Source organism: Flagellimonas pelagia, assembly GCF_003584135.1.
Lineage (GTDB): Bacteria > Bacteroidota > Bacteroidia > Flavobacteriales > Flavobacteriaceae > Flagellimonas > Flagellimonas pelagia.
Map to the genome: position 1 here is coordinate 139,501 of NZ_QXFI01000031.1, position 22,362 is coordinate 161,862.

17 protein-coding genes are annotated in these 22,362 nt (G+C 42.4%); 10 read left to right on the forward strand and 7 right to left on the reverse strand.

Annotated elements, in window-relative coordinates; all coding sequences use genetic code 11:
• The first annotated feature begins 94 nt into the window (after window positions 1–94).
• On the forward strand, window positions 95–1,252 hold the full coding sequence (locus D2V05_RS13650; protein WP_183114842.1) for a hypothetical protein: 1,158 nt from the start codon (window positions 95–97) through the stop codon (window positions 1,250–1,252).
• 102 nt (window positions 1,253–1,354) lie between these two features.
• Here the strand turns inward: D2V05_RS13650 and D2V05_RS13655 are convergent, their stop codons facing one another.
• The 6 genes from D2V05_RS13655 to D2V05_RS13680 form a co-directional block, all read right to left on the reverse strand.
• Window positions 1,355–2,065, reverse strand: coding sequence for a galactosamine-6-phosphate isomerase (locus D2V05_RS13655; RefSeq protein WP_119648185.1), 711 nt, complete (start codon window positions 2,063–2,065; stop codon window positions 1,355–1,357).
• On the reverse strand, window positions 2,065–2,616 hold the full coding sequence (locus D2V05_RS13660) for a gluconate 2-dehydrogenase subunit 3 family protein (RefSeq protein WP_119648186.1): 552 nt from the start codon (window positions 2,614–2,616) through the stop codon (window positions 2,065–2,067). Before D2V05_RS13660 ends, D2V05_RS13655 begins: the two co-directional genes overlap by 1 nt.
• A 31-nt stretch (window positions 2,617–2,647) precedes the next feature.
• A complete protein-coding gene (locus D2V05_RS13665; protein WP_119648187.1) occupies window positions 2,648–3,727 on the reverse strand; it encodes a Gfo/Idh/MocA family protein in 1,080 nt (359 codons plus the stop codon).
• A gap of 18 nt (window positions 3,728–3,745) precedes the next feature.
• Window positions 3,746–5,437 (reverse strand): GMC oxidoreductase, encoded by a 1,692-nt coding sequence (locus D2V05_RS13670; RefSeq protein WP_119648213.1) that lies wholly within the window; start codon window positions 5,435–5,437, stop codon window positions 3,746–3,748.
• Between the two features lie 241 nt (window positions 5,438–5,678).
• Entirely contained in the window at window positions 5,679–7,214 is a 1,536-nt protein-coding gene (locus tag D2V05_RS13675; protein ID WP_119648188.1) for a glycoside hydrolase family 43 protein, read from the reverse strand.
• An 84-nt stretch (window positions 7,215–7,298) separates the two neighbouring features.
• On the reverse strand, window positions 7,299–8,222 hold the full coding sequence (locus D2V05_RS13680; RefSeq protein WP_119648189.1) for a hydroxypyruvate isomerase family protein: 924 nt from the start codon (window positions 8,220–8,222) through the stop codon (window positions 7,299–7,301).
• Window positions 8,223–8,532: 310 nt separating this feature from the next.
• Here D2V05_RS13680 and D2V05_RS13685 point away from each other — a divergent pair, with 310 nt between their 5' ends.
• Both D2V05_RS13685 and D2V05_RS13690 read left to right on the forward strand, forming a co-directional pair.
• The gene (locus D2V05_RS13685; RefSeq protein WP_183114843.1) at window positions 8,533–9,297 is read left to right on the forward strand and encodes a PIG-L deacetylase family protein; all 765 of its coding nucleotides are present in this window, start codon (window positions 8,533–8,535) and stop codon (window positions 9,295–9,297) included.
• A 97-nt stretch (window positions 9,298–9,394) separates the two neighbouring features.
• Window positions 9,395–10,057, forward strand: coding sequence for a sugar-binding protein (locus tag D2V05_RS13690; RefSeq protein ID WP_119648191.1), 663 nt, complete (start codon window positions 9,395–9,397; stop codon window positions 10,055–10,057).
• Here the strand turns inward: D2V05_RS13690 and D2V05_RS13695 are convergent.
• Window positions 10,038–11,081 (reverse strand): LacI family DNA-binding transcriptional regulator, encoded by a 1,044-nt coding sequence (locus D2V05_RS13695; RefSeq protein WP_119648192.1) that lies wholly within the window; start codon window positions 11,079–11,081, stop codon window positions 10,038–10,040. The genes D2V05_RS13690 and D2V05_RS13695 overlap by 20 nt on opposite strands.
• Before the next feature lie 234 nt (window positions 11,082–11,315).
• Here D2V05_RS13695 and D2V05_RS13700 point away from each other — a divergent pair, with 234 nt between their 5' ends.
• From D2V05_RS13700 to D2V05_RS13730, 7 genes are all read left to right on the forward strand, one after another.
• Entirely contained in the window at window positions 11,316–12,410 is a 1,095-nt protein-coding gene (locus D2V05_RS13700; protein WP_119648193.1) for a mevalonate kinase family protein, read from the forward strand.
• A 230-nt stretch (window positions 12,411–12,640) separates the two neighbouring features.
• Window positions 12,641–15,934 (forward strand): SusC/RagA family TonB-linked outer membrane protein, encoded by a 3,294-nt coding sequence (locus D2V05_RS13705; protein ID WP_183114844.1) that lies wholly within the window; start codon window positions 12,641–12,643, stop codon window positions 15,932–15,934.
• A gap of 12 nt (window positions 15,935–15,946) precedes the next feature.
• On the forward strand, window positions 15,947–17,419 hold the full coding sequence (locus tag D2V05_RS13710) for a RagB/SusD family nutrient uptake outer membrane protein (RefSeq protein WP_119648195.1): 1,473 nt from the start codon (window positions 15,947–15,949) through the stop codon (window positions 17,417–17,419).
• A 59-nt stretch (window positions 17,420–17,478) separates the two neighbouring features.
• The gene (locus D2V05_RS13715) at window positions 17,479–18,831 is read left to right on the forward strand and encodes a Gfo/Idh/MocA family protein (RefSeq protein WP_119648196.1); all 1,353 of its coding nucleotides are present in this window, start codon (window positions 17,479–17,481) and stop codon (window positions 18,829–18,831) included.
• Window positions 18,832–18,855: 24 nt separating this feature from the next.
• Window positions 18,856–20,232 (forward strand): DUF4832 domain-containing protein, encoded by a 1,377-nt coding sequence (locus tag D2V05_RS13720; protein WP_119648197.1) that lies wholly within the window; start codon window positions 18,856–18,858, stop codon window positions 20,230–20,232.
• A gap of 26 nt (window positions 20,233–20,258) precedes the next feature.
• On the forward strand, window positions 20,259–21,104 hold the full coding sequence (locus D2V05_RS13725; protein WP_119648198.1) for a PKD domain-containing protein: 846 nt from the start codon (window positions 20,259–20,261) through the stop codon (window positions 21,102–21,104).
• Window positions 21,105–21,262: 158 nt separating this feature from the next.
• Window positions 21,263–22,354, forward strand: a complete 1,092-nt coding sequence (locus tag D2V05_RS13730; protein ID WP_119648199.1) for an acyltransferase family protein — start codon at window positions 21,263–21,265, stop codon at window positions 22,352–22,354.
• The last annotated feature ends 8 nt before the right edge of the window (window positions 22,355–22,362 follow it).

The following is a 22,362-nucleotide window of genomic DNA, read 5'->3' on the forward strand; positions in this document are numbered from 1 at the left end:
ATGCTTGCTTGATTAACAATTATATAAATAATCAATCATATTATTGATATTTCAATAATTTTTATCGATTTTTACCAATTTTCAACCGACTTGAATGAGTAAAGAAGAGGAGATAAATAAAATTCATGCAGAATTTATCTCAAAACTTGAACATCATTATGGGCGCTACAATGCCGAGAACAATAGTTTTGAATCCACGAGCAATTCCAAAATTGCACGGGATTTATTCTATAGCGATTCTCAATTTTCCAGATTGATCAACAATACGGCATCTGAAGGTGAACTGACCCGGGCTTTGCGAAATGTGCAAAGGCTTTTGGATGTTCATGAACTTCGTCGCAAAGTATCGAAGCAAGCAAGCGGTACAGGTAATTCCATTTTTGACAAGCGAGTGTTCATGTGGATATCCGGGGTTTTATTGGTCAGTCTGGCCATAACCCTGTATCTATTTACAAGACAAACCGATGAGGTTGAAACAGATGATGGTCTGTCAGAGCAAACACGCTATGAAATGCTACGCTGGGGTTTTGAGAACAATTACATAAAACCCTATGTAAAGCTCAAGGAACTACCCGAAGACTGCTACTACCCCTGTTACAAATACCAAGGCAAGTGGATTTTGAAAGATGAGTACAAAATACCTTTTTTTAGGGAACGGAATGGCTTTCACTATGTTGCAAAAGAAGTGGTCATGTATGCCCGTTGCATGGACGAACGCGATGATCGTGGCGAATCGTTCGAGGGGTACGAATACCAGAAGCACGAAATCTGGTATGACAAGCGTGAAGTCCCCATTGATTCGTTTTTGACCAAAGGTGCCGAGCCAAAATTAAGTGCCTCTTATATGGAGTCCAATTTTGAAGATGATCCGAACTTTGTGAAAATTGCCTACGTGCATACCTTTTTTAAAACGGAGTTCAATATAGAGGATGGATTGATCTATCGTTCCGGAAAAGCCATTGGCCGCGATATTGAATTTGTTTCCAGGGAGATTCTTGAAAAGCAATCCATATCATCGGATTTTTTGAACGAACTGAAAAGCGAGACCAATACCATTGCCAAAAACCTCCTGGAAGATTTTTCGAAACCCATTACCTGTAACCCTACCGAGACACCAAATTTGGATTTTAACCAGATCAAGGAAGGTGATGTGCTCAGTTTTGATTGCCAGTTCAAGACAGGAAGGTTTCTCGTGGATTACAATAAGTCCTATATTTTCACAGACCAGTATATCAGCACCTATTGCAGATAATTGGCACTTCCCTATTTAAAATTTATTGACTCAAATCCGTCGAAGTAGTTCAAAAGTTCCATTGACAAGCAGCCCCATTACGATCAGTGAATGATCAATAATTCAACGGACATTCTCCACCAATAAACAATCAACATGGGGATGAAGCCATAGAAAAGTAACAGGGAATCGGGGGGTAATCATTTTTTTCTTCAGCATAGCAATGGCATCATCTTTTCCGACTCCGTAAACCAATAAAATAATCCGTTTGGCAGAAAGGATGTTTTGCATCCCCAGGGTCATCCCATACTTCGGTTTTTGGTCCATATTTTCCACCATACCATGCCCTTTGGATTCTTCGGAAAGTTGAGCGACATGGCAAAAGGGTTGAAGCATGTCGGCAGGTTCATTAAAACCAATATGTCCATTTTTACCCAAACCTAAAATACATAGGTCGATGGGTTCACCATTTTCCATGATATGCTGAATTCTTTCACATTCATTTTCGGGATTTTTGGGATTGGGCGTGAATCCGGTATATCTCCCATTCGGGATTTTAAGTGGTTCAAGAAGATGTTGACGCAGATAGTGCTCACAAGAACCGGGATGATCCGCTGAAAGTCCGCCCCATTCATCCAGTTTTAGAATGTGTAGACCATTGAAAATTTCAGGTCGGTCTTTGTAGGCTTGAGCCAATAGTCCATACATTCCTGTAGGTGAATTACCAGTGGCAGCACAGATTTTAAGGGTTCTCTTCCTTTCCAGTTCCCCAAGAACAATATCGGCCGCAAAGGCACTCATTTGTTCATAATCCCCAAAGACCTGTATATTCATTATGCCCAAGCTTTTTCACCGTTATAGGGAATGCAGCCCTCATATCGGCCAGGAACGGGATTATACCGAAGGGCCTGGGTGGCTCCCGGTTTAGAAGTAAAATAGCCCCAAATGGTCAGCTCTTTCATCATCCCGAAGAAATGCGGTTTTTCCAATAGTTTATGTTGTCGTGCTTCTTGATCAAACTTGGTCAAAAGTTCCAGTCTTTGTTCCTTTGAAAGGTCAACAAACCCATGACCGTATGCTTCGATGGACTGCTCTTCTATGGTTTCCAATCCATTAATAAAGAGAGCAGCCTCTTCTTGGTCATAACAGTCATTGACCATGGTTTGTATGAAATTTCCAATATGGGCGGCCTTTGCCCCGGGCGATATATCGGTATCGGGTAGAATGGTCTCACCAATTTCATCAAGTAAGGGCACATCGGTGTCAACGATCAATTCCGACCTTTTCTTGGGCGGGGCAGCACAGCTGGATAAAAATAATTGGGATCCTATGATACTGCCTCCCAAAACTGTTGCGGTTAGTTTTAACGCTTCTCTTCTTTCCATTTTTTGATTCGTTTAACTTATGATGCCTTTTTTACTTCTTCCACAATTTATAAGGTTTATCCACATTGGGTCTGAATGGCAGCATCACCTTTCTTCCAGTACCTGCCGATTCATAGGCTGCATAGATCACCTCCAGAACTGCCTTTCCGTCCTCGCCCGTCACCAAAGGTTGCTTGTCATTTTTGACACAATCCACAAAATGTTCAAACTCTTGGGGAAAACCATAATTCCAGCTTTCTTCATACATGGTATAGCTCCACCCGATAGTATTCCCGGCTTTCTCTACGGCATATCCAATGCCCTTTGTGCTATAGGTTTGTATGGAATTGCCTTGTAATAGATCGGCATAGGCCACGCCTTCCGTTCCATGAATTTCGGCCTTGTCGTCCATACCTCCTAGCTTGGTCCAACTTTCTTCCATCATTCCCACAACACCGTCATCAAATTCCATGATGACAATGGAATTGTCCTCTCCTTTGGTTTTATCAGTATGTACACTGGTCATCATTTGTGCATATACCGATTTGATGGCCCTTCCCGGATGCAACCATCTAAAAAATTGAATGGCGTGGCAACCCATATCCATAGTCACTCCACCGCCTGATCGTTCAACATCCCAAAAGTGATCGGCATGGGGACCATCGTGTTTTTCCGATTGTTTGAAGAGCGTTGGTTTTCCCAAAGCCCCCTCATCTAGCAGGGCCTTCATGCGAACATATTTTGGAGCGAAGCACAACTCCTCGGCATACATGAGCTTTACGTTGGCCTGTTTGCAGGCTTCAATCATTAAATCCGCCTCTTCCAAATTCATGCACAACGGTTTTTCTACGACCACATGTTTACCTGCCTTGGCTATCTTCAGTGTTATTTCGCAATGAAGGTAATTAGGAGCGCCGATCACGACCATATCAATACCGGGCATGGCGAGCATATCATCCAGATCCGTAAAATGATTGGGGATATGGAACCTTTCCGCAAAACTTTTGGCATGCCCTTTTGTAGGCGACATCACTGCTATGATTTCCGCATCGGCCACCCTACTCAATGCATCGGCATGTATACTAGAAATAAATTGTGAACCGATTAATCCAACGCCCACTTTCTTGTCCATATTCAGATGTTTTCTTTATTACAATACGTTATTTTTAAATTGTTCCGCGGCATAGTTGGCCGCACGTGCCGTGAGTGCCATGTACAGAATGGAAGGGCTTTGATTGCCTGTACTGGTCATGCAGGCTCCATCGGTTACAAACACATTCTTGCACTGGTGCATTTGGTTGAACTCGTTCAACAATGAAGTTTTGGGGTCTTTGCCCATTCGTACACCGCCCATTTCGTGGATGTCCAGACCAGGTGCCTGTTTGCTGTCATAGGAATACAGGTCGGTGCAACCCATTTGTTCAAGCATTTTCTGGCTTTCCTCCAGAAAATCGGCGACCATTTTTTCATCATTCTCATCGTACCCCACATCGGTCACCAACAAAGGAATGCCCCAATCATCGGTCTTGTCCCCACTTAGATATACCCTATTCGAAGGTTTCGGAATGGTTTCTCCTTGCATATACATATAGATTCGCCAATCACCTGGCTTGCTGAGCCTATGCTTAAAGTCCGCCCCAAGTTGTGGAACATCTTCAGGCACTTCCTCAGCTCTGTTTCGATAGGCTCCTGTAAAAATGGTATACCCTCCCACAAAATCGGTGTCCCGTTCTTTCAAATTACGATAGTTGGCTATGATACATTCCGAAGGTCGTGAACCATAATAATAGTGGTCCTCAAAGCCTTTGATCGCTCCACCGGACCCTGCCCTATAGTTATGAAAACTGACATACCTTCCCAATAGATCATGGTCATTGCCCAAACCATTTGGAAAGCGTTCCGATTTTGAATTGAGCAGAATCAGGTTGGAGTTTAGTGCCGATGCATTGACGAATATAATCCGCGCATTGTAGACCATCTCCTCCTTCGTATTCGTATCAATTACCTTTACCCCTGATGCTTTCCCTGACGCTTCATCATACAAGATGGAATGAACCACTGAAAATGGCCTTATGGTGAGGTTTCCTGTTTTTTCTGCCCAAGGCAATGTGGATGAATTGGAACTAAAATATCCACCAAACGGGCAACCACGCATGCACAAGTTCCTACATTGACACTTTCCCCTGCCCTGATCTAAATGGACTTGTTCAGGTTCACTTAAGTGGGCCCATCTCCCTTGTACCAAATGTCTCCCTGGAAAATGCTCTTTGAGTGTGGACTGCATATGTTCCTCCACGCAATTCATTTCGAATGGAGGTAAAAATTCACCATCTGGCATAGCTTCAATGCCATCCTCATTGCCACAGACGCCGATGAATTTTTCTACATGGGAATACCAAGGGGCAACGTCATTATAACCAATGGGCCATTCTATGCCATAACCATATTTTTTGGGTGCTTTGAACTCGTAGTCGCTCCAACGTTGACAGGCCCGGCCCCAAATCAAGGACTTTCCTCCCACTTGATAACCCCGAATCCAATCGAACGGTTTTTCCTGTACATAGGGATGATCGGCATCCTTTATAAAAAAATGGGCAGTGTCCTCTCCATAACCAGCGGCTTTTGTAATCAAGGGGTTTTCTTGGTAAAACGCTTTGGTCATCCTTCCCCTGTGTTCAAAATCCCAAGGGTTCATGGTCATGGTCGGATAATCTTTTATGTGCCTGACATCCCTTCCCCTTTCCAACACCAAGGTTTTCAACCCTTGTTCGCAAAGCTCTTTGGCTGCCCAACCTCCCGATATACCCGATCCAATTACAATGGCATCAAATTGGTTTTCCATCTTCATCACTATTTTCTATTCTTTAAATGTAAAGAAACCTTTATCGAATTTCCATTTATCGGTTGGTCAATTTTCTTTTTCTGCAATTTTTTCGTAGGATAAATATGGAATAACAAATTGGTTGTATTGTAAACGCTTTTTGAGGCAGATTAGCAGAAGTGCTCAGGAGATTAGCCTATTCCGAGTCAATAGAAATCCAAAGACAAAGTCATCCACGTTTAGGTGAGGGCGTTTGTCTTTTCTAATATTTTATACTGAAATCATCGAACTTGCCTTCGGTATCCCCAGAAATGTCGTCTTTCTTGATCTGTATTCCCACTTTCATACCGGAAGACCACCATACGAGGTTATCCCCTTCCAATGCATTCAATGATTTCCAGTTTTCATTGGCAATTTGATAACTGAAATCAATTTTTTTGGAATTGGTCACTTTGGCCTTAAGCCAAACATCTCCTGCGTTTTTCAATGCTACACTGGCCATTTCCTCATAGGTACCATCAGCTATCTTCCACAATAGTAGCTTTTCTCCCTTTATACCCAGTCCAAGGCTTTTATCCTTTGTAGTATAGAACACAAGGCCCTTGAGCGCTTGGTTCGTATTTTTAACTTTTATGGAAAACTCAAAATCGGAATCATCGGGAATCACACATAAAACGGCTCCCGTTTTGTTATTGGGATCCGGATGTGTCTCGGTCAATTTTAACTCGCCATTGGTAAGTTCAATATCAAAATCAGTGGCCAGTAAATTTTTACGCCAAAATTTGTTCAATGGGGCATGATCAAAATTATCGGTAAGATTTTTTACTAGCCTATCTTTATCAGAGGTTTTCTCTTCCACTTTAAAATAGGGCCAGCCAATACTTTCATCCCAATACATTTCACTAAATACAGCGGCCCTACCTAGTGTGGGAAAACCTTTGGTATTATAGGCATGATAAAGGTAGTACCATTTGTCTTTTGTGTGGATAACCGTACCATGTCCAGGACATTTCCACGAACTATTCCCTATTATCAGGGGATTATTGGGAGTTTTTTCCCAAGGGCCTTCCATACTTTTAGCCCGTGCAACTCCAACTTGATAGTTGCATTGCGGACCACAACATCCGTTACCCGAGTATATCATATATAGATAGCCATTCCTTTTTACAATACACTGCCCTTCAATCATATTCTCTTCAAATGCGGTATCATCTGCAGTGATGGTGACAAATTCCTCACCCACGAGGGATAAACCGTCGTCAGACAATTTTGAGCCCAACAGGGTAACAGGTTTACTAGGCTCCAAGCCATACGCTTTCCATGTAATATAAGGTGTGCCCCTATCTTCATAAACAAAAGCATCAATGGCCTCATTACCCCATTCTATTATGACCCCTTTATCCTCAAACCCTTTTGAAATATCCTTGGTTGTGGCGACACCTATTTTTGAAATACCATCCTTTGCCCTTGCCGTATAATAACAATAGAAAGTACCATCCTTATAATAAAGTTCCGGGGCCCAAAAACTGGACATGGTCCATTCCGGGGCCTCTTGAAACACATGGCCCAAAAGCTCCCAATTTTTTAAATCGATGGATGTATAGATGGGATAAATAGGTGCCCAATCCCCAGAAGTCCCTGATGCATAATAAGTACCATCAACTTCTATGATCGAAGGATCTGGCAGCTCCCCCGGGATAACCTGGGTTTGCTCCACAAGGCTTTGGGCATTCAAGTTGTGGTTAGCTAATACAGTATAAGCTAAAAAGAGAAGAATAGGTTGAATTTTATAATGCATTGGTTTGTTATTTTAAGAAAAAGATGTCCCATTCAATCCATGAACAACGTAGTTGAGACAGACCAATTTTTGTTCACTTCATAATCAAAATGAATCGGTAATCCTATAGGCTTCTATTACGGCCAGTTCACCTTTCTTGCCTTCCATGGAATTACCATGCTCCATACCCACAATACCTGTAAATCCCTTGGAATGGATGTGTTTGAAAACATTTTTAAAGTTTATTTCGCCGGTAGTAGGTTCATTTCTACCTGGGTTGTCACCAACCTGAAAATAACCGATCTCGTCCCAACATGCATCTATGTTTGGAATAAGGTTACCTTCTTGGATCTGTTGGTGATAGATATCGAAAAGTATCTTGCAGGAAGGGCTATCCACGGACTTGCATATTTCAAAGGCTTGTGGGCTATCCGTTAAAAATAGGCCAGGATGGTTGTGAAAGTTCAAGGGCTCCAAAACCATCGTCAACCCATGGGGCTCCAAAAGCGAGCAAGCTCGTTTCAACGATTCTATGACATTGGCAGTCTGATATCCTTTTCGCAATCTAAGGTCCACATGGCCCGGTACCACGGTCATCCATTTGGCGTTGACCCTTTTGGCAACTTCGATGGACTCCTTTATTTCCTTCAAGAACTTTTCACGCAATGATGCATCCCCACTAGCGAGGTTGGGTTTGTCCCAGTAAATTTCATGGGCCACAAAAACTCCCATTGAAATACCTCTTTCCATCATGGCTTTGGCCATTTTCTCCTGAAGGCTTTGATCTCTGCCTTTCATCTCATTGTCCTCAAAAGCGGTAAAGCCCATATCCGCCATAAAATTCAACTGGTCAATGGGGTCATTACCTGCAGATTCCTTGAACATTCCCAAATGGGGAGCGTAATTAAGGTTGAATGGCTTTTGTTCCTTTTTGGGATTCCATTCGGCTGCAGACAATACCCCTGCTCCGCCAAAACCTAAAGCAGCGGATACAACCATCTTTTTTTTCACAAAGTCCCTTCGGTTCATACAGTATTTACTTTTAACAAATTCATATGGTCAAGTGCTTACATCTTCAAAACCATGTTTTAAATATAACCAGAAATGTATGGAATACACCGTAAATTCTTCAATTCCATGAGAGTTGTAGGAAACTGCTTTGATTTGTAGGTAATAAGAAGTGTTTCGTACATACTTACAATAGAACCATTATCTTTAATAGCTTAACCAATTCAAATTGCCTGTGTAAAGTACACCTATGTAGTAAATTGAAACACTTTCATTTATGAAAAAACCAAATTTCCATTTTTTATTTAGTTCGGCCTTAACCCTTGTTCTGATGCTATCCGTTCAGCATGAACTTCATGGTCAAAAACCTCTTGAAGGCAAGGTATTGATGGCTATTTTTGCACACCCCGATGATGAGGGAACCGTTGCCCCCATACTCGCCAAATATTCCAGGGAAGGTGCCCAAATACATCTGGTCACGGTAACTGACGGCAGGTACGGTTCCAACGAATTCAACAACCATATGGAAGGTGATACATTGGTTGCTATCCGGAGAGAGGAATTAAAATGTTCCGCTGCAATTTTAGGGGCCAAACTTCGCCATCTGGATTACCATGATCAATTAAGGGCTGCGGAAGGCTATGATGGCCATATACCCCAAGCACGAGGGATCATAAAGGACTTGAATGCCATTATTGAAGAAGTAAAACCCGATGTTTTGATTACTTGGGGGCCTGATGGTTGGTCCAACCATATGGACCACCGTCTTGTTGGCGCCTCGGTTACACAGGTATATCTGTCCAAAAACTGGGAAAAACCTATGTCGCTCTATTTTTGTGGTGTTCCTTCCGATTTGATAGAAAACCCAGAAGAAAGGATGTTACATGGATTGGAAAGAAAATATTTGACCACCAAAGTGGCGTTCACTGATGAAGATCTGGACAAGGCTTACCTTTCTCATAAATGCCATAAGAGTCAAATCAACCCAAAAACCACCAAGGAAGACCTAAAAAAGAATTGGTATAAAAATTCAATGTTCATTTATCTTCGAAAATTTGAAGGTCCCAAGGAGACATCAGACACGGTTTTTGATTAAACTGCTGCATGGAACATTCATGGAATAAAAACAATAACCCAAACCCAATGGTTTTAAAATTATTCTGAAATTCATGATAAGAAACATTGATGGATAAATGAAAGAATATGTAGTCAATGCTATCCCCAACAATCAACTGAGTATAAACGGAAAGGCGGATGATGGGTTATGGGAAATGGCCGATATTTTAACTGATTTTGGTTCGCCTTGGCGTGACTTACCTGTCACAACAACAGAATTCAGGGCCTTATGGGATGATGAAAATCTATATTTCATGTTCCGGGTTTTGGACACCAGCATCCATATAGATAAAAAGGGTATTGGTAATGAGAGCATAAATGTTTCCGACAGGGTTGAGCTGTTTTTTAGACAAGACGATTCCCTTACCCCCTATTATTGTTTGGAGATTGACCCGACTCCTAGAATTATGGATTTCAAGGCACTTCCTAACAGGGTCTTTGATTTTAATTGGAATTGGCCCGAAAAGAATTTGATCGTAAAATCCCATTCCGATGCAAATGGATTCATTGTTGAAGGTAGCATCAGTAGGGCATCTTTAGAAAAACTGAACTTGATCCAAAATAGTAAAATTGAAACGGGAATCTTTAGGGCTAAATATGAGAAAATGGACGCTTCCGTGTATGAACCCATTTGGATTTCTTGGGTGGATCCCAAAACAGAAACCCCCAATTTTCATATTGCCTCATCATTTGGCACACTGATACTTGGGGAAGGGAATCCTAACTTTCCAGATAAGTAATCAGATTTTCAGAATTCACTATACCGATCGGCAACAGCTTTTTATTGGGTATTTCCTTGTTGAACAAAAAATGTTCTATCAAATAGGTCAACCCAATATAGGTCTGAGTCTTTGGGCTCTGATGTATCAAAAATGAAATCTTGTTCTTTTTCAAAAGGTCGTTGTTCTTATCCAAAAGATCATAACCGATGACTTTGATATCCTTGTGGCTTTGGTCCTGAAGCATCTCCACCAAATTGTATGACTTGGAAGTGGTCACAAAAAAACCCAAGGCTTTATTGTTCGATTTCAAAAAATTGACCAAAGATTGGTCAGGGTCCGCTTGATCTACACTTAAGGTCAATATCTTATGGTCGGCTCCTTTCAATCCATTGAAATAGTCCCTAAAACCCTTTTCCTTTTGCTGCATGTGTATGGCATTGCTCAGGGATTCACTGAAATGGCAGATTACGATATCATGGTCATCCGGAACAATCGTATGCATCAGCTTAGCGGCCACCCTTCCGCTTTGATACAAATCCTGTCCCACAAAACTGACGGCTTGCTCCAGATCTATTTGGCTATTGAACGTGCTTACGACAATACCGGCAGATCTGAAACTTTTTATGGCATTTATACTCTCTTTTTGAAATAGTGGCGAAAGCAGCACAGCATCGGGTGTCAGTTTCAATATCTGTTCATTGACTTCCTTGAAGGATTGGGTACTACTGGGACCATAAAAGAACAATTTGATGTCCACCAAAAAGGATCTAAATTCTTCTATGGCCTGATTTACACCATCAACGCAAGGAATCCAAAAGTTGTCCTCATTGGGGTCCGGCAAAACAACACAAATTAGGTAAACCTTATTGTTTTTTAAGCTCTGTGCTATTGGATTGGGCTTGTAGTCTATCTCCTCAAGTATTTTGGTGACCTTTTCCAAGGCCTTCTGGGAAACCTTGCCCCTTTTATGGATCACCCTATCCACAGTGCCTTTTGATACTCCTGCCTGTTCAGCAATATCCTTGATCGTGTATTTCTTCATATTTAGGCAAATATATAACAATGTTCGTTGACAAAAAATAATGTGTTCGAAAACACAATTTTGGTGTGCTCGAAAACATTTTTTTGTGTGTTCGAACACATTTTTTGTCCATTTTCTTTTTTTATTTAAAAAAAACAGATACATTCGTTAGCAACGCGAGTCTAAATTTGATGATTTTTTAACAAAAAATTAATAACGAAAAGACTCTTAACCAACACATTTTCAAATATTTAAATGAAAAAAATAATATCACTTGCCCCTGGAAGAACATGTCTGTTCGGAGATCATCAGGATTACCTGGGTCTGCCTGTCATTGCATGTGCCATTAGCAGGAGAATAAAATTAACGGCTGTTGAGAATGGACTACAGGTTTTTAATATCAACAAACCGGATATCAACCAAAAAAGGATCATCCCTATAAATGGAAACCTTGAGAACATAGAAAAGGGAGATCATCTATTGCATGCCCTAAAAGTTCTTAGGCGTTACAATTGTGTACCCGATAAAGGTTATGATATAGAGATAAAGGGAAATTTACCAATCAATGCAGGCACATCAAGCTCTTCCGCTGTTGTCGTGTCCTGGGTCAACTTTTTGATCGAAGCCTTTGGGATCGATGCAGAGGTGACACCGGAACTGATCTCCCAGTTATCCTATGAGTCGGAAGTATTGGAACAAAAGGCCCCGGGAGGCAAAATGGACCAGTACAGCATTGGGTTGGGCAACATCGTATTCATTGAAACGGGGGATGACTTTTCATTTGAAGTGATCAATCAACCCTTACAGGGCATTATTATCGGGGAATCAGGTATTCCCAAGAAAACACTGGGGCTCTTGGGCGAATTAAGGACTAAGGCGAAGTTGTCCATTCAAGCCGTAGAAAGTAAAATCAAGGATTTTGACATCAAAACCGCCAAAAAGGAGGACCTGGAAAAATACTTGGTCCATGTTCCCGATGATCTGAAAAGCTATTTATACGCGGCCATAACCAATCACGATATAACCCAAAAGGCACTAACTGAATTCAGAAAACCCCAACCAGATTTTCAAAGGATCGGTGCGCTGATGAACGAACACCATGATATCCTCAAAAACATTTTGAAAATCACAGTGCCCAGAATTGACAAAATGATTGAAGGAGCCTTAAATGCGGGCGCCTATGGGGCCAAGATAGTGGGCTCGGGCGGAGGTGGCAGTATTGTGGTACTGGCTCCGGAAGAAAGGAAAGAACAGGTAATTGAAGGTATTCTAAATGCAGGGGGAATAGCGGCCTATGAAGTCAGTGTGGACTCCGGGGCAAGAATACTTGAATCCGTAGCGACCGATTAATTTAATAATGATGATCCATTGCCTATTGGAAAACAATCAATTCCAAAAAGGGAGGTGCACTTAAAACCAGAAACAATCAAATAACAAACTAAAATGAAACATGAAAAAAACCAACGACTCTGAACCGATTTTAGAAGCCGGAAAATATTGCGGCATTTTCCGGCTATAAAACGTGACTTAAAAATCTCCTAATAACTAATAAATCACCAACGTAAAATATGAAAAAAAATATGAAACTACTCAGAGGAAAGGGTGTTGGGTTCTATTTTGATTTGAAAATAAAGCTGACCGTTTTAGCGATGTTGGTTTTCTTTTTCAATGTAAAGGCAGAAACCTATTCACCAAATGAGAACTCCGTAATTGAGACTGCTCAGCCTCAAGACAGAGTGATTACGGGTACTGTTACAGATGAAATGGGGGTTCCGCTTCCCGGGGCAACTGTTTTTGTGAAAGGAACCACCACAGGTACCTCAACAGATTTTGATGGAAATTACAGCTTGACCATCAAGGGCGGTGCAACCACTATTGTGTTCTCCTATATAGGTTATCTCCCCCAAGAGAAATCGATAGGCAATGACTCGGTCATCAATGCCTCCATGGTACCTGACAATACCTTGTTGGACGAAGTTGTAGTGGTCGGCTATGGCACACAAAGAAGAAAAGATATCGCAGGGGCCATTTCAACAGTAGAGACCAAGGAGTTGGTACTATCATCATCGCCTTCCATTGGGGATGTACTTAGGGGTAAAGTCTCAGGCTTGCAAATTACCCAGAACAGTGCTCAACCCGGAGGTGGGTTGAATTTTCAGATCAGGGGTGCGGGGTCGATCAATGCCAGCAACCAACCGCTGATAGTTGTTGACGGGTTTCCAATAACCGATTTCCAACAACCAGGGACCGGTAATAGGTATAGTGGGGGAACACAAAGTATCTTGAACTCTTTCAACCCCAATGACATTGAATCGATATCCGTTCTAAAAGATGCCAGTGCCACCTCAATTTATGGGGCCAGAGCTGCAAACGGGGTTATTTTGATCACTACCAAAAAAGGGGTTTCTGGAAAAGTGGAGGTAAGTTACTCATCCTCTCTTTCGTTGCAGGCCTATAACGACAATTTTGACGTGTTGAGCCTACAGGAATGGATGAAACTACGAAATGATGCCGCCTATGAAAATTGGCTTTTCCAAAACAGGGTTGAACCTTATAGTAGTGGCAATACCAGCAGCAGAACTTTGGAAGAGGCCATTGCCAATCCGGTTAATGGAGTAGCATTCACAAGATTTTATTCAGACGACCAAATAAATAATGCCGGGCAAAGTACCAATTGGCTGGGCTTGGTAACCAGGGACGGTAGTACGCAACAGCATAACCTTTCCTTAAGGGGAGGTACCGAAACCACCAGATACTTCCTATCAGGTAACTTGTTCGATCAAAAAGGGGTATTGAAGAACTCCGCTTTTGAACGAGCTTCCCTAAGATTCAACCTGGATCAAAAACTATATGATTTCCTTTCCGTTGGGATGAACCTCACCATGAGTAGGATCAATAACGACAATAGCCAATTGGGAGGAGATCGCTATGAAAATTCGGGACTTCTGAGATCTGCATTGCAATATGGGCCCCATATACAGGCCATTGATGAAAATGGAAATTATCCCATAAATCCTGACAATTCCCAAGAACCAAACCCATATTCCCTACTTACGATTACAGATAAAGGTGTAATCGACAGGACCCTCACAAACTTTTTTATGGAAGTAAAACCCATAGAAGGTTTGGTGGCAAGGTTCCAAGCGGGTATGGACCAAGGTTATACCAGTAGAAACACCTATTTGCCCAGAACAACGCTGTACGGTGCTTTGGAAAACGGTAAAGCCACAATAGCAAACGAAAAAAAGAACGATGCCCTTTTTGATTTTACCCTGAACTATACCACAACTATCAATGATGACCACCATTTCAATTTCTTGGTAGGTTATTCCAGGCAAAAATACAGATCAGAGAGTGCTTCTTCCGGAAACAGTGATTTTATTACCGATGCCTTTCTTTGGAACAACATCAATGCCGGGGCAGGTACCAAGGTATTGGCCTCAGCCAAGTACGAAAACAACCTTGTATCCTATTTTGGTAGACTGAACTATACCTACAAGGACAGGTATATTTTGTCCTCAACCGTCAGAAGGGATGGTTCCAGTGTGTTTTCCAGAAACAATAGGTTTGCGGTATTTCCTTCCATCGCCTTGGGTTGGGACATTGCGGGAGAACCCTTTATGAAAGGGCTTAGTGACAAAATATCCCAATTGAAACTGAGAGTGGGATATGGAGAAACAGGAAATGCCGACATTGGTTCCAACGCCTTCGCTGCGTACTATGCGCAACCTGCTTATCTAAACCCTGATGAGTCCATCTTAATCGGAGTGTTTCCATCGCGGTTGGAAAATCCTGACCTGAAATGGGAGACCACAAAAGAAATCAATATGGGTCTGGACTTTGAAATTTTGAAAGGTAGGTTGTCCGGGTCTTTCGAAGTCTACAACAAAGAGATTTCGGATTTGTTGCAGATAAAACCCATCAACTCCTATAATGAGATCAATGAGGTATGGGCAAACGTAGGTTCCACCCAAAGTAAGGGTATGGAATTGACGTTGAATACTACAAATGTCGACACCAAAGATTTTAAATGGAGAAGTACAATTGTTTTCTCCAAATTCCGGGATAGATGGAAGGAAAGAGCCCCGGATTGGAAACCTAGCATCTACCAAAAAGAGGATGACCCCATCCGTGCTAGGTACTCCTACCTGTCTGACGGTGTGATGCAAATCGGTGAAACCGTTCCTGCCCAACCCGATCTTTTCCCCGGACAAATAAAGATCAAGGACATCAATGGGTTTTCCAGGGATAATGAAGGAAACCCGATTGTTGATGAAAATGGAAGATTTGTTGCAACAGGGGAACCAGATGGCATTATTGATGAGGCAGATATCGTTTTAATGGGATCGACCGACCCTGATTTCATAGCTGGTTTCAGTAACAGTTTCCAATATAAAAACTTTCAACTGAACTTCCATTTCAACGGTATGTTCGGAAGAGAGATTGTTGATGCCACCGATCTTGCTTTAGGGGTTTCTGCGGATGGTGTATGGCAAAATGGACGTAATGCCCTTCGAAACATTTATGATAGATGGACACCGGACAATCCAACAAACACAAGACCAGCTTCGCATTATGGCTATACTCCATATAGTGCAGGAGACTTCTTCTTGCAAGATGCATGGTTCATAAGATTACAAAACCTATCCCTATCCTATACTTTACCTTCCAAATTGACCGGAAAGCTGTTGCACAGTGCGGCCATCAGGTTTGATGCCCAAAACTTGTTCGTGATCACACCGTTCAAAGGGGTAGATCCTGAAACCAATGGATATGACCCTAGATTACAAGGTACCGACCAAGACCCCACAAACTTGGTGGCTGCGTATCCTAATGTAAAGACCTACACACTCGGGATAGATTTAAAATTTTAAAAAATAATGATTATGAAAAATGTAAAACTAATACTGCTAGGGTTACTGATAAGCACAATGTTTGGGTGTGACCCAGAATTGGAATCTATAAATTATGATGAAATCAACCCAGCTATTTTTCCGGCTTCCGAGGCAGATGTGGAAGCTCTTGTGGTAGCGGCCTACTATCCATTAAGGGGCTCCTGGTGGAATGGAATCCACACCACATCGGAACGCGGGATCATGTTTGTCAATGATGCTACCACGGAAATTCTTCAGGGAAACTTTGGGGTGCAACAACTGGCAACATTAAGCAGCTATATCCCTACCAGTGAGGGAGTTACCAGATTTTATGACGATTTCTATAACAGGATCAGTTCCAACACCTTGAGCATCGATCGATTGGAAAATTCCACCGTCAATGAAAACATCAAAAAAAGAGGGATTGCCGAACTCAAATGTGCGAGGGCCTTTTTAAGCTATGAACTCTTCGACATGTTTGGACCCATCGTGGTGGCACCACTGGAAGTTTTGCAGAACCCATTGATCGAAACACCTTTGGCAAGGCTAAGCCATGATGAAATGGTAAGTTTTATTGAGAAGGACCTGTTGGATGCAGCTGCGGATCTACCTTCTCCCTCAGAGGCAGCTTATGGAAGGTTCAGCCAAGGCTTCGCAAGAATGCTCTTGATCAGGTTATACCTACATGAAAAAAGGTGGGCAGATGTAGAAGCACAGGCCAACGCCATCATGGCAATGAACTATTATGAGTTGACCGACGATTATGTGGATATGTTCAGTACAGAATCACAGGCCGACAATAAAGAGGTGATGTTCGCAGTTCCGGCAGATTACGCGGGTACCAGTGAGAACCAATGGCAAATGATGGTGTTGCCCTCCAATTATCCTGTTAGAGGCGGATGGGCCACCATACAAAGTTCATGGATGTTCTATGATTCATTCGAGCCCAATGATGTTAGAAAAACAAATCTAATAGCTGAATATACAGGAACCGATGGGGTTACCTACAACCGAAGTAATCCTGGAAATGTGATGCAGATGGGTCCCTTACCTTTAAAAATAGCAGAAGATGCAGATAGGAACACTGCCCTTACCACCGTGGATATCATTTTATACCGATATGCAGATGTGATTCTATCCAAGGCTGAAGCCATTGCCAACAAGAATAATGCTCCCAATCAGGAGGCCATAGACCTTGTAAATGTGATTAGGGAACGTGCGAGCCTAGATCCCATTCTATTGGCGGATTTTGCCACTATAGATGCATTCAATGAAATGATCCTTGTGGAAAGATCCCATGAATACTGGTGTGAGAACGGGCAATATAGATCAGACCTCATCAGGCACGGAAAGTTTGTGGAACATTCCATAGAGCTGAACGGCGCGGCAAGTCAAGCGGCCCCATACAAAGAGCTATACCCCTTTTCGCTCCAAAGAATTAGTGAGGGCAAGGGAGCTTTCTTGCAAAACCCCGGTTACAACTAATATAATTTGGTTCAGGCATAAAACCATAATTGACAATAAATACAAAGCAACTATAGTACATGGATTCTAGAAGAGATTTTATAAAAAAAACCGCAGTATTGGGAGCAGGAGTATCGGTAGTTCCAAGTTTTGTTTTTGGGGCTTCCCCGAACATGGCCAAACTGAACATTGGCATGATCGGTGTGGGCCTTAGGGGAACCAATCATTTGGAAAACCTTTTGTTAAGGGATGATGTGAATATAGTTGCCGTTTGCGACATAGATCCGAGCAGAACAAAACTTGCGATTGAAAAAGTAACGGAAAAGGGTGGTCGAAAACCTTTGGTTTTCGGCAAGGATGAGCTTGACTACAAAAATCTTCTAGCCTTGGACAATGTAGAGGCTGTAATAATTGCCACTCCTTGGTTATGGCACACCCGTATGGCCAAGGATGCAATGCGGGCAGGGAAATACACAGGTTTGGAAGTATCTGCCGCCAATACCCTTGAAGAATGCTGGGATCTCGTGAATACGCACGAAGAAACCGGAGCTCAATTAATGATCTTGGAAAATGTAAACTACCGAAGGGACATATTGGCCGTATTGAACATGGTGAAACAGAACGTGTTTGGGGAATTGGTCCATTTCAGATGTGGGTACCAACATGATCTACGCGAGGTCAAGTTCAATGATGGGAAACAGCCCTATGGCGGTGGTGTGGAATTTGGTGAAAAGGCAATTTCAGAGGCAAGATGGAGAACACAACATTCCGTAACCCGAAATGCCGATCTATACCCTACACATGGTGTGGGTCCTATTGCCGCTATGTGTGATATCAACAGGGGAAATCGATTTTTGTCCTTAACGTCCCATGCCACAAAAAGTGTAGGTCTGCACAATTATATTGTCAAGAACGGAGGAGAAAACCACCCCAATGCCAGCGTAAAGTTCAAGCTGGGAGATATTGTGACCACCACAATAGAAACGGCAAACGGAGAAACCATCATCGTTACCCACGACACCAATTTGCCAAGACCGTATTCCCTAGGTTTCAGGGTACAGGGGGCAAATGGTCTCTGGGAAGTTGATGGGAACAGGATCCATATTGCCGGGGTCACGGAGGCACACCATTGGGACAGTGCCGACAAATGGCTGGAAAAATATGACCACCCCCTATGGAAAAAATATGGGGAGCTGGCCACTGGCGCCGGACATGGAGGTATGGATTTCTTTGTGATCAACGCTTTTGTGGAATCAGCCAAATTAGGGGTAGCACCACCAATGGATGCCTATGATGCAGCCGCTTGGAGTTCAATTACACCATTGTCCGAGGTTTCCATTGAAAATAATGGGGAACCACAGGACTTCCCTGATTTCACTAGGGGTAACTGGATCAAAAGAAAGCCTTATGATTGGATCAAAGACACTTATTAATCCACTATTAACCAAGTATACTCTATGAAACATAAATTGATATATCTACTGATTTTGTGCACAATTGGTTGTGGCGGTGAAAGCAACGGTGAAGTTCCCGTTGATCCGGAGCCAGAACCCGTGGATAACAGTATAAGCAATATAACCTATACTGCTTCCTATGAGGTCATATCGAATCCGGAAAGGGGATTTATGCACCATTGGGCAGTTGAATCCGAAGGAATGCCGGTCAGTATGGCCATGCTCAACAGTTTGAAAAACGAAAAGGTCACCATCATCAATCGGATATATTATTTGGACGCATTTAAGGATGCTGACCTGAGTCAAGCCGAGTTGGATTTAATAACCACCGATTTTGAACGAATGAGAACCGCTGGTATTAAATGTATCCTGCGCTTTGCCTACAACAGTGATCAAAATGAAACGGATGCGCCATTGTCCAGGGTCATTTCGCATTTGGACCAATTGAAACCCATTTTGACCGACAATTATGATGTGATTGCTTTTGTTCAAGCAGGTTTTATAGGATCTTGGGGAGAATGGTACTACACGACCAACAATTTGACCACGCTTGAAAATAAGACAGCTGTACTCAACAAACTATTGGAAGTATTGCCAAAAGAAATCAAGGTACAGGTCAGGACCCCATTGTACAAACAGGAGATCTTTAATTATTCCACCGCTATGAATGCAACTGTGGGGTATGGAGACAGCTATATTGCCCGTGTTGGGTTCCACAACGATTGTTTTTTGGCCAGTCCTGATGACTATGGGACCTATCAGAACATCACCATAGAAAAAGACTACATAAGCAAAGAGGCCCTTTTTGTCCCCACTGGTGGAGAAACCTGTCCCCCATCCGGGGTGCCAACCGCCAGTTGCACTACTGCCGATACGGAAATGGCATTGTTGAAATGGACCTATTTGAACCTTGATTATTATGGTCCCGTACTGCAGGAATGGAGAAACAATGATTGCTTCGAGGATTTTCAAAGAGAGTTGGGGTATCGCCTTTTGTTGAAGACCGCCAGTCTAAAAAAGGAGGTTAAAGCCAATGGCAATTTTGATTTGGACCTGGTCATGGACAACGCGGGTTTTGCACCTGTGTACAATAAAAAGAATGCCTCTTTGATATTGAAATCCACAAATGACGGGACCATCCATAGCAAATCGTTGGACTTTGATGTCAGAAAGGTAGTGCCTGGCGCAGAATACGATTTAACGGAAACCGTGAACCTATCCGGTATACCCGCCGGGAGCTATACATTGTATTTAAAGATCGAAGACGCTTCCCCATCCTTGAAGGATAGACCCGAATATTCCATTCAATTGGCAAATTCAGGCACTTGGGAGGCCAGTACCGGCATGAACGAATTATTGCACACACTAATAATCAACTAAAACCATAATTTCTAAACACATAAGTCATGAAAAAATTCAAGCTTTTATATTGTCTTTTGGTCGTTTCACTACTTGCAGGTTGTGACTCGGACGATTCCACAAGTTCAGAAAGCAGCATTGTGGCCGACTTCTCATTTACAAGCGATGGAAGTACATTTACCTTTACCAACCTATCCCAGGGGGCAACCACGTACCGATGGGATTTTGGCGACCTTTATTTTTATTCCTACGAAGAAAATCCCACCTACACCTATTCCATTGTTGGTGGCGAGCTAACCGTCACGTTAACGGCAATGAATGAATCCGGTGAGGAGGCCCACGTATCAAAAATGATCAGCGCCCCAGTAATCATCAATGCCAATATCGATATTGATGGGGATTTTGAGGATTGGGAAGAGGTACCTGTTTATTATGAATTTACAGGTTCCGTCAAAAAAATGAAGTATTATACCAAAGGACCCAACATAGACATCTACTTTGAAGGCGGATCGGATATGACTTTGGAGATTACGGACATGCTTTTCAATGTGGATGAAGACAACGGAACAGGATATAATGAAACATGGAATATTGGTGCGGAATACCTATTTGAAGGACCACCGGTTTTAGGTTCATGGGGAAGTTTTTACAGTTACCCAGGTGGCAGCGGCGGCTGGGCATGGGACTGGATAGGACTTGATGGCCACGGTTTTGAATCCTCTGGGGTAATTGCCGTTGATGGCAGCACCAATGCCATAGAAATGAGGTTCCCAAAGAGCTTTTTCGGGACTGTAGGGGACAGCATTGATTTTGGAATGTGGTTGAATTGGGGTGTTGAGTACTATCCTTCTGATACCGCTGGTCCTGCCCTCAATATAGAAATCCAAAAATAGGTCCAGAAACGCAATCAGAACAACTGCATTTCTTGGTTAACAGGAGTGCTATTGATCGGTATCGATTCTGTACATAAATTTTATCAAACACATTAGTAACAATAAAACCCTAATAGATCGCTTGAACATTTATTAGGGTTTTTACTTAAAAAGTAGATATGGAACACAACAATAACCGATTACTGTCCTTGGATTTTTATAGAGGTCTGACCATGTTTTTGCTTATTGCAGAATTTTCAAGTCTATTTGAATTCCTAGTGTCCCCGGAACTTCAGGGTACCCTTATACATACCATTGGAGAACAGTTTCATCATGTGGAATGGGAAGGGTTGCATTTTTGGGATTTGATTCAACCATTTTTTATGTTCATTGTGGGTGTTTCCATGCCCCTCTCCTTTTCAAAAAGAATGGCAAAGGGCGATACATACAAAGAATTGCAGAAACATGCTTTTAAAAGAGCTTTTTTAATGCTGGTTTTAGGATGGGCCTTATATTGTATCGACCCCGGAAAAATTGTTTTCAGGTTCCAAAATGTGTTGGCGCAACTCTCTGTCACCTACCTCCTTGCCTTTTTGGTCATCCGTAAAAAACCTATCGTCCAAATCGGGTTTTCCATCATCCTTATTTTAATCAGTGAGGCCATTTATAGATTTTTCTCCGTTGAGGGTTTTAACCATGCCTTTGTGCCCGGGGAAAATTTTGGTGCATGGTTCAATATTTTGATTTCAGGTGAAGAGGACAGTGGCCATTGGGCTATGTTCAATGCCATTCCCACCGCGGCGCATACCATTTGGGGCGTACTGGCAGGCCAATTGTTAATCAGCAAGAGGACAACCAAGGAAAAGATCCAGCTTTTGGTCATTGGGGGTGTCACGGCCTTGATCATAGGATATGGCTTCAGTTATGTAACGCCCATCATAAAACGTATTTCCACAAGTACATTTGTTCTTGTAGGTGGCGGGTGGTCACTATTGGCCCTTGCATTGTGCTATTGGGTGATAGACGTCAAAAAATATCAGAAGGGAGTATTGTTCTTTGCCGTTGTAGGCATGAACCCATTGTTTATCTATTTGTTCGCGCATGTTGGTGGGGCCGAACTGATCAGAAAAATATTCTTACCATTTTCAAACGCCCTCTTCGGATGGACGGGAGCACTGAGCGCCCAGATACTATTGAGTATTGTAGTGCTCTTCTTCCTATGGTTCATTTGCTATTGGATGTATAAAAAGAAACTATTTATCAGAATTTAATCATTGGC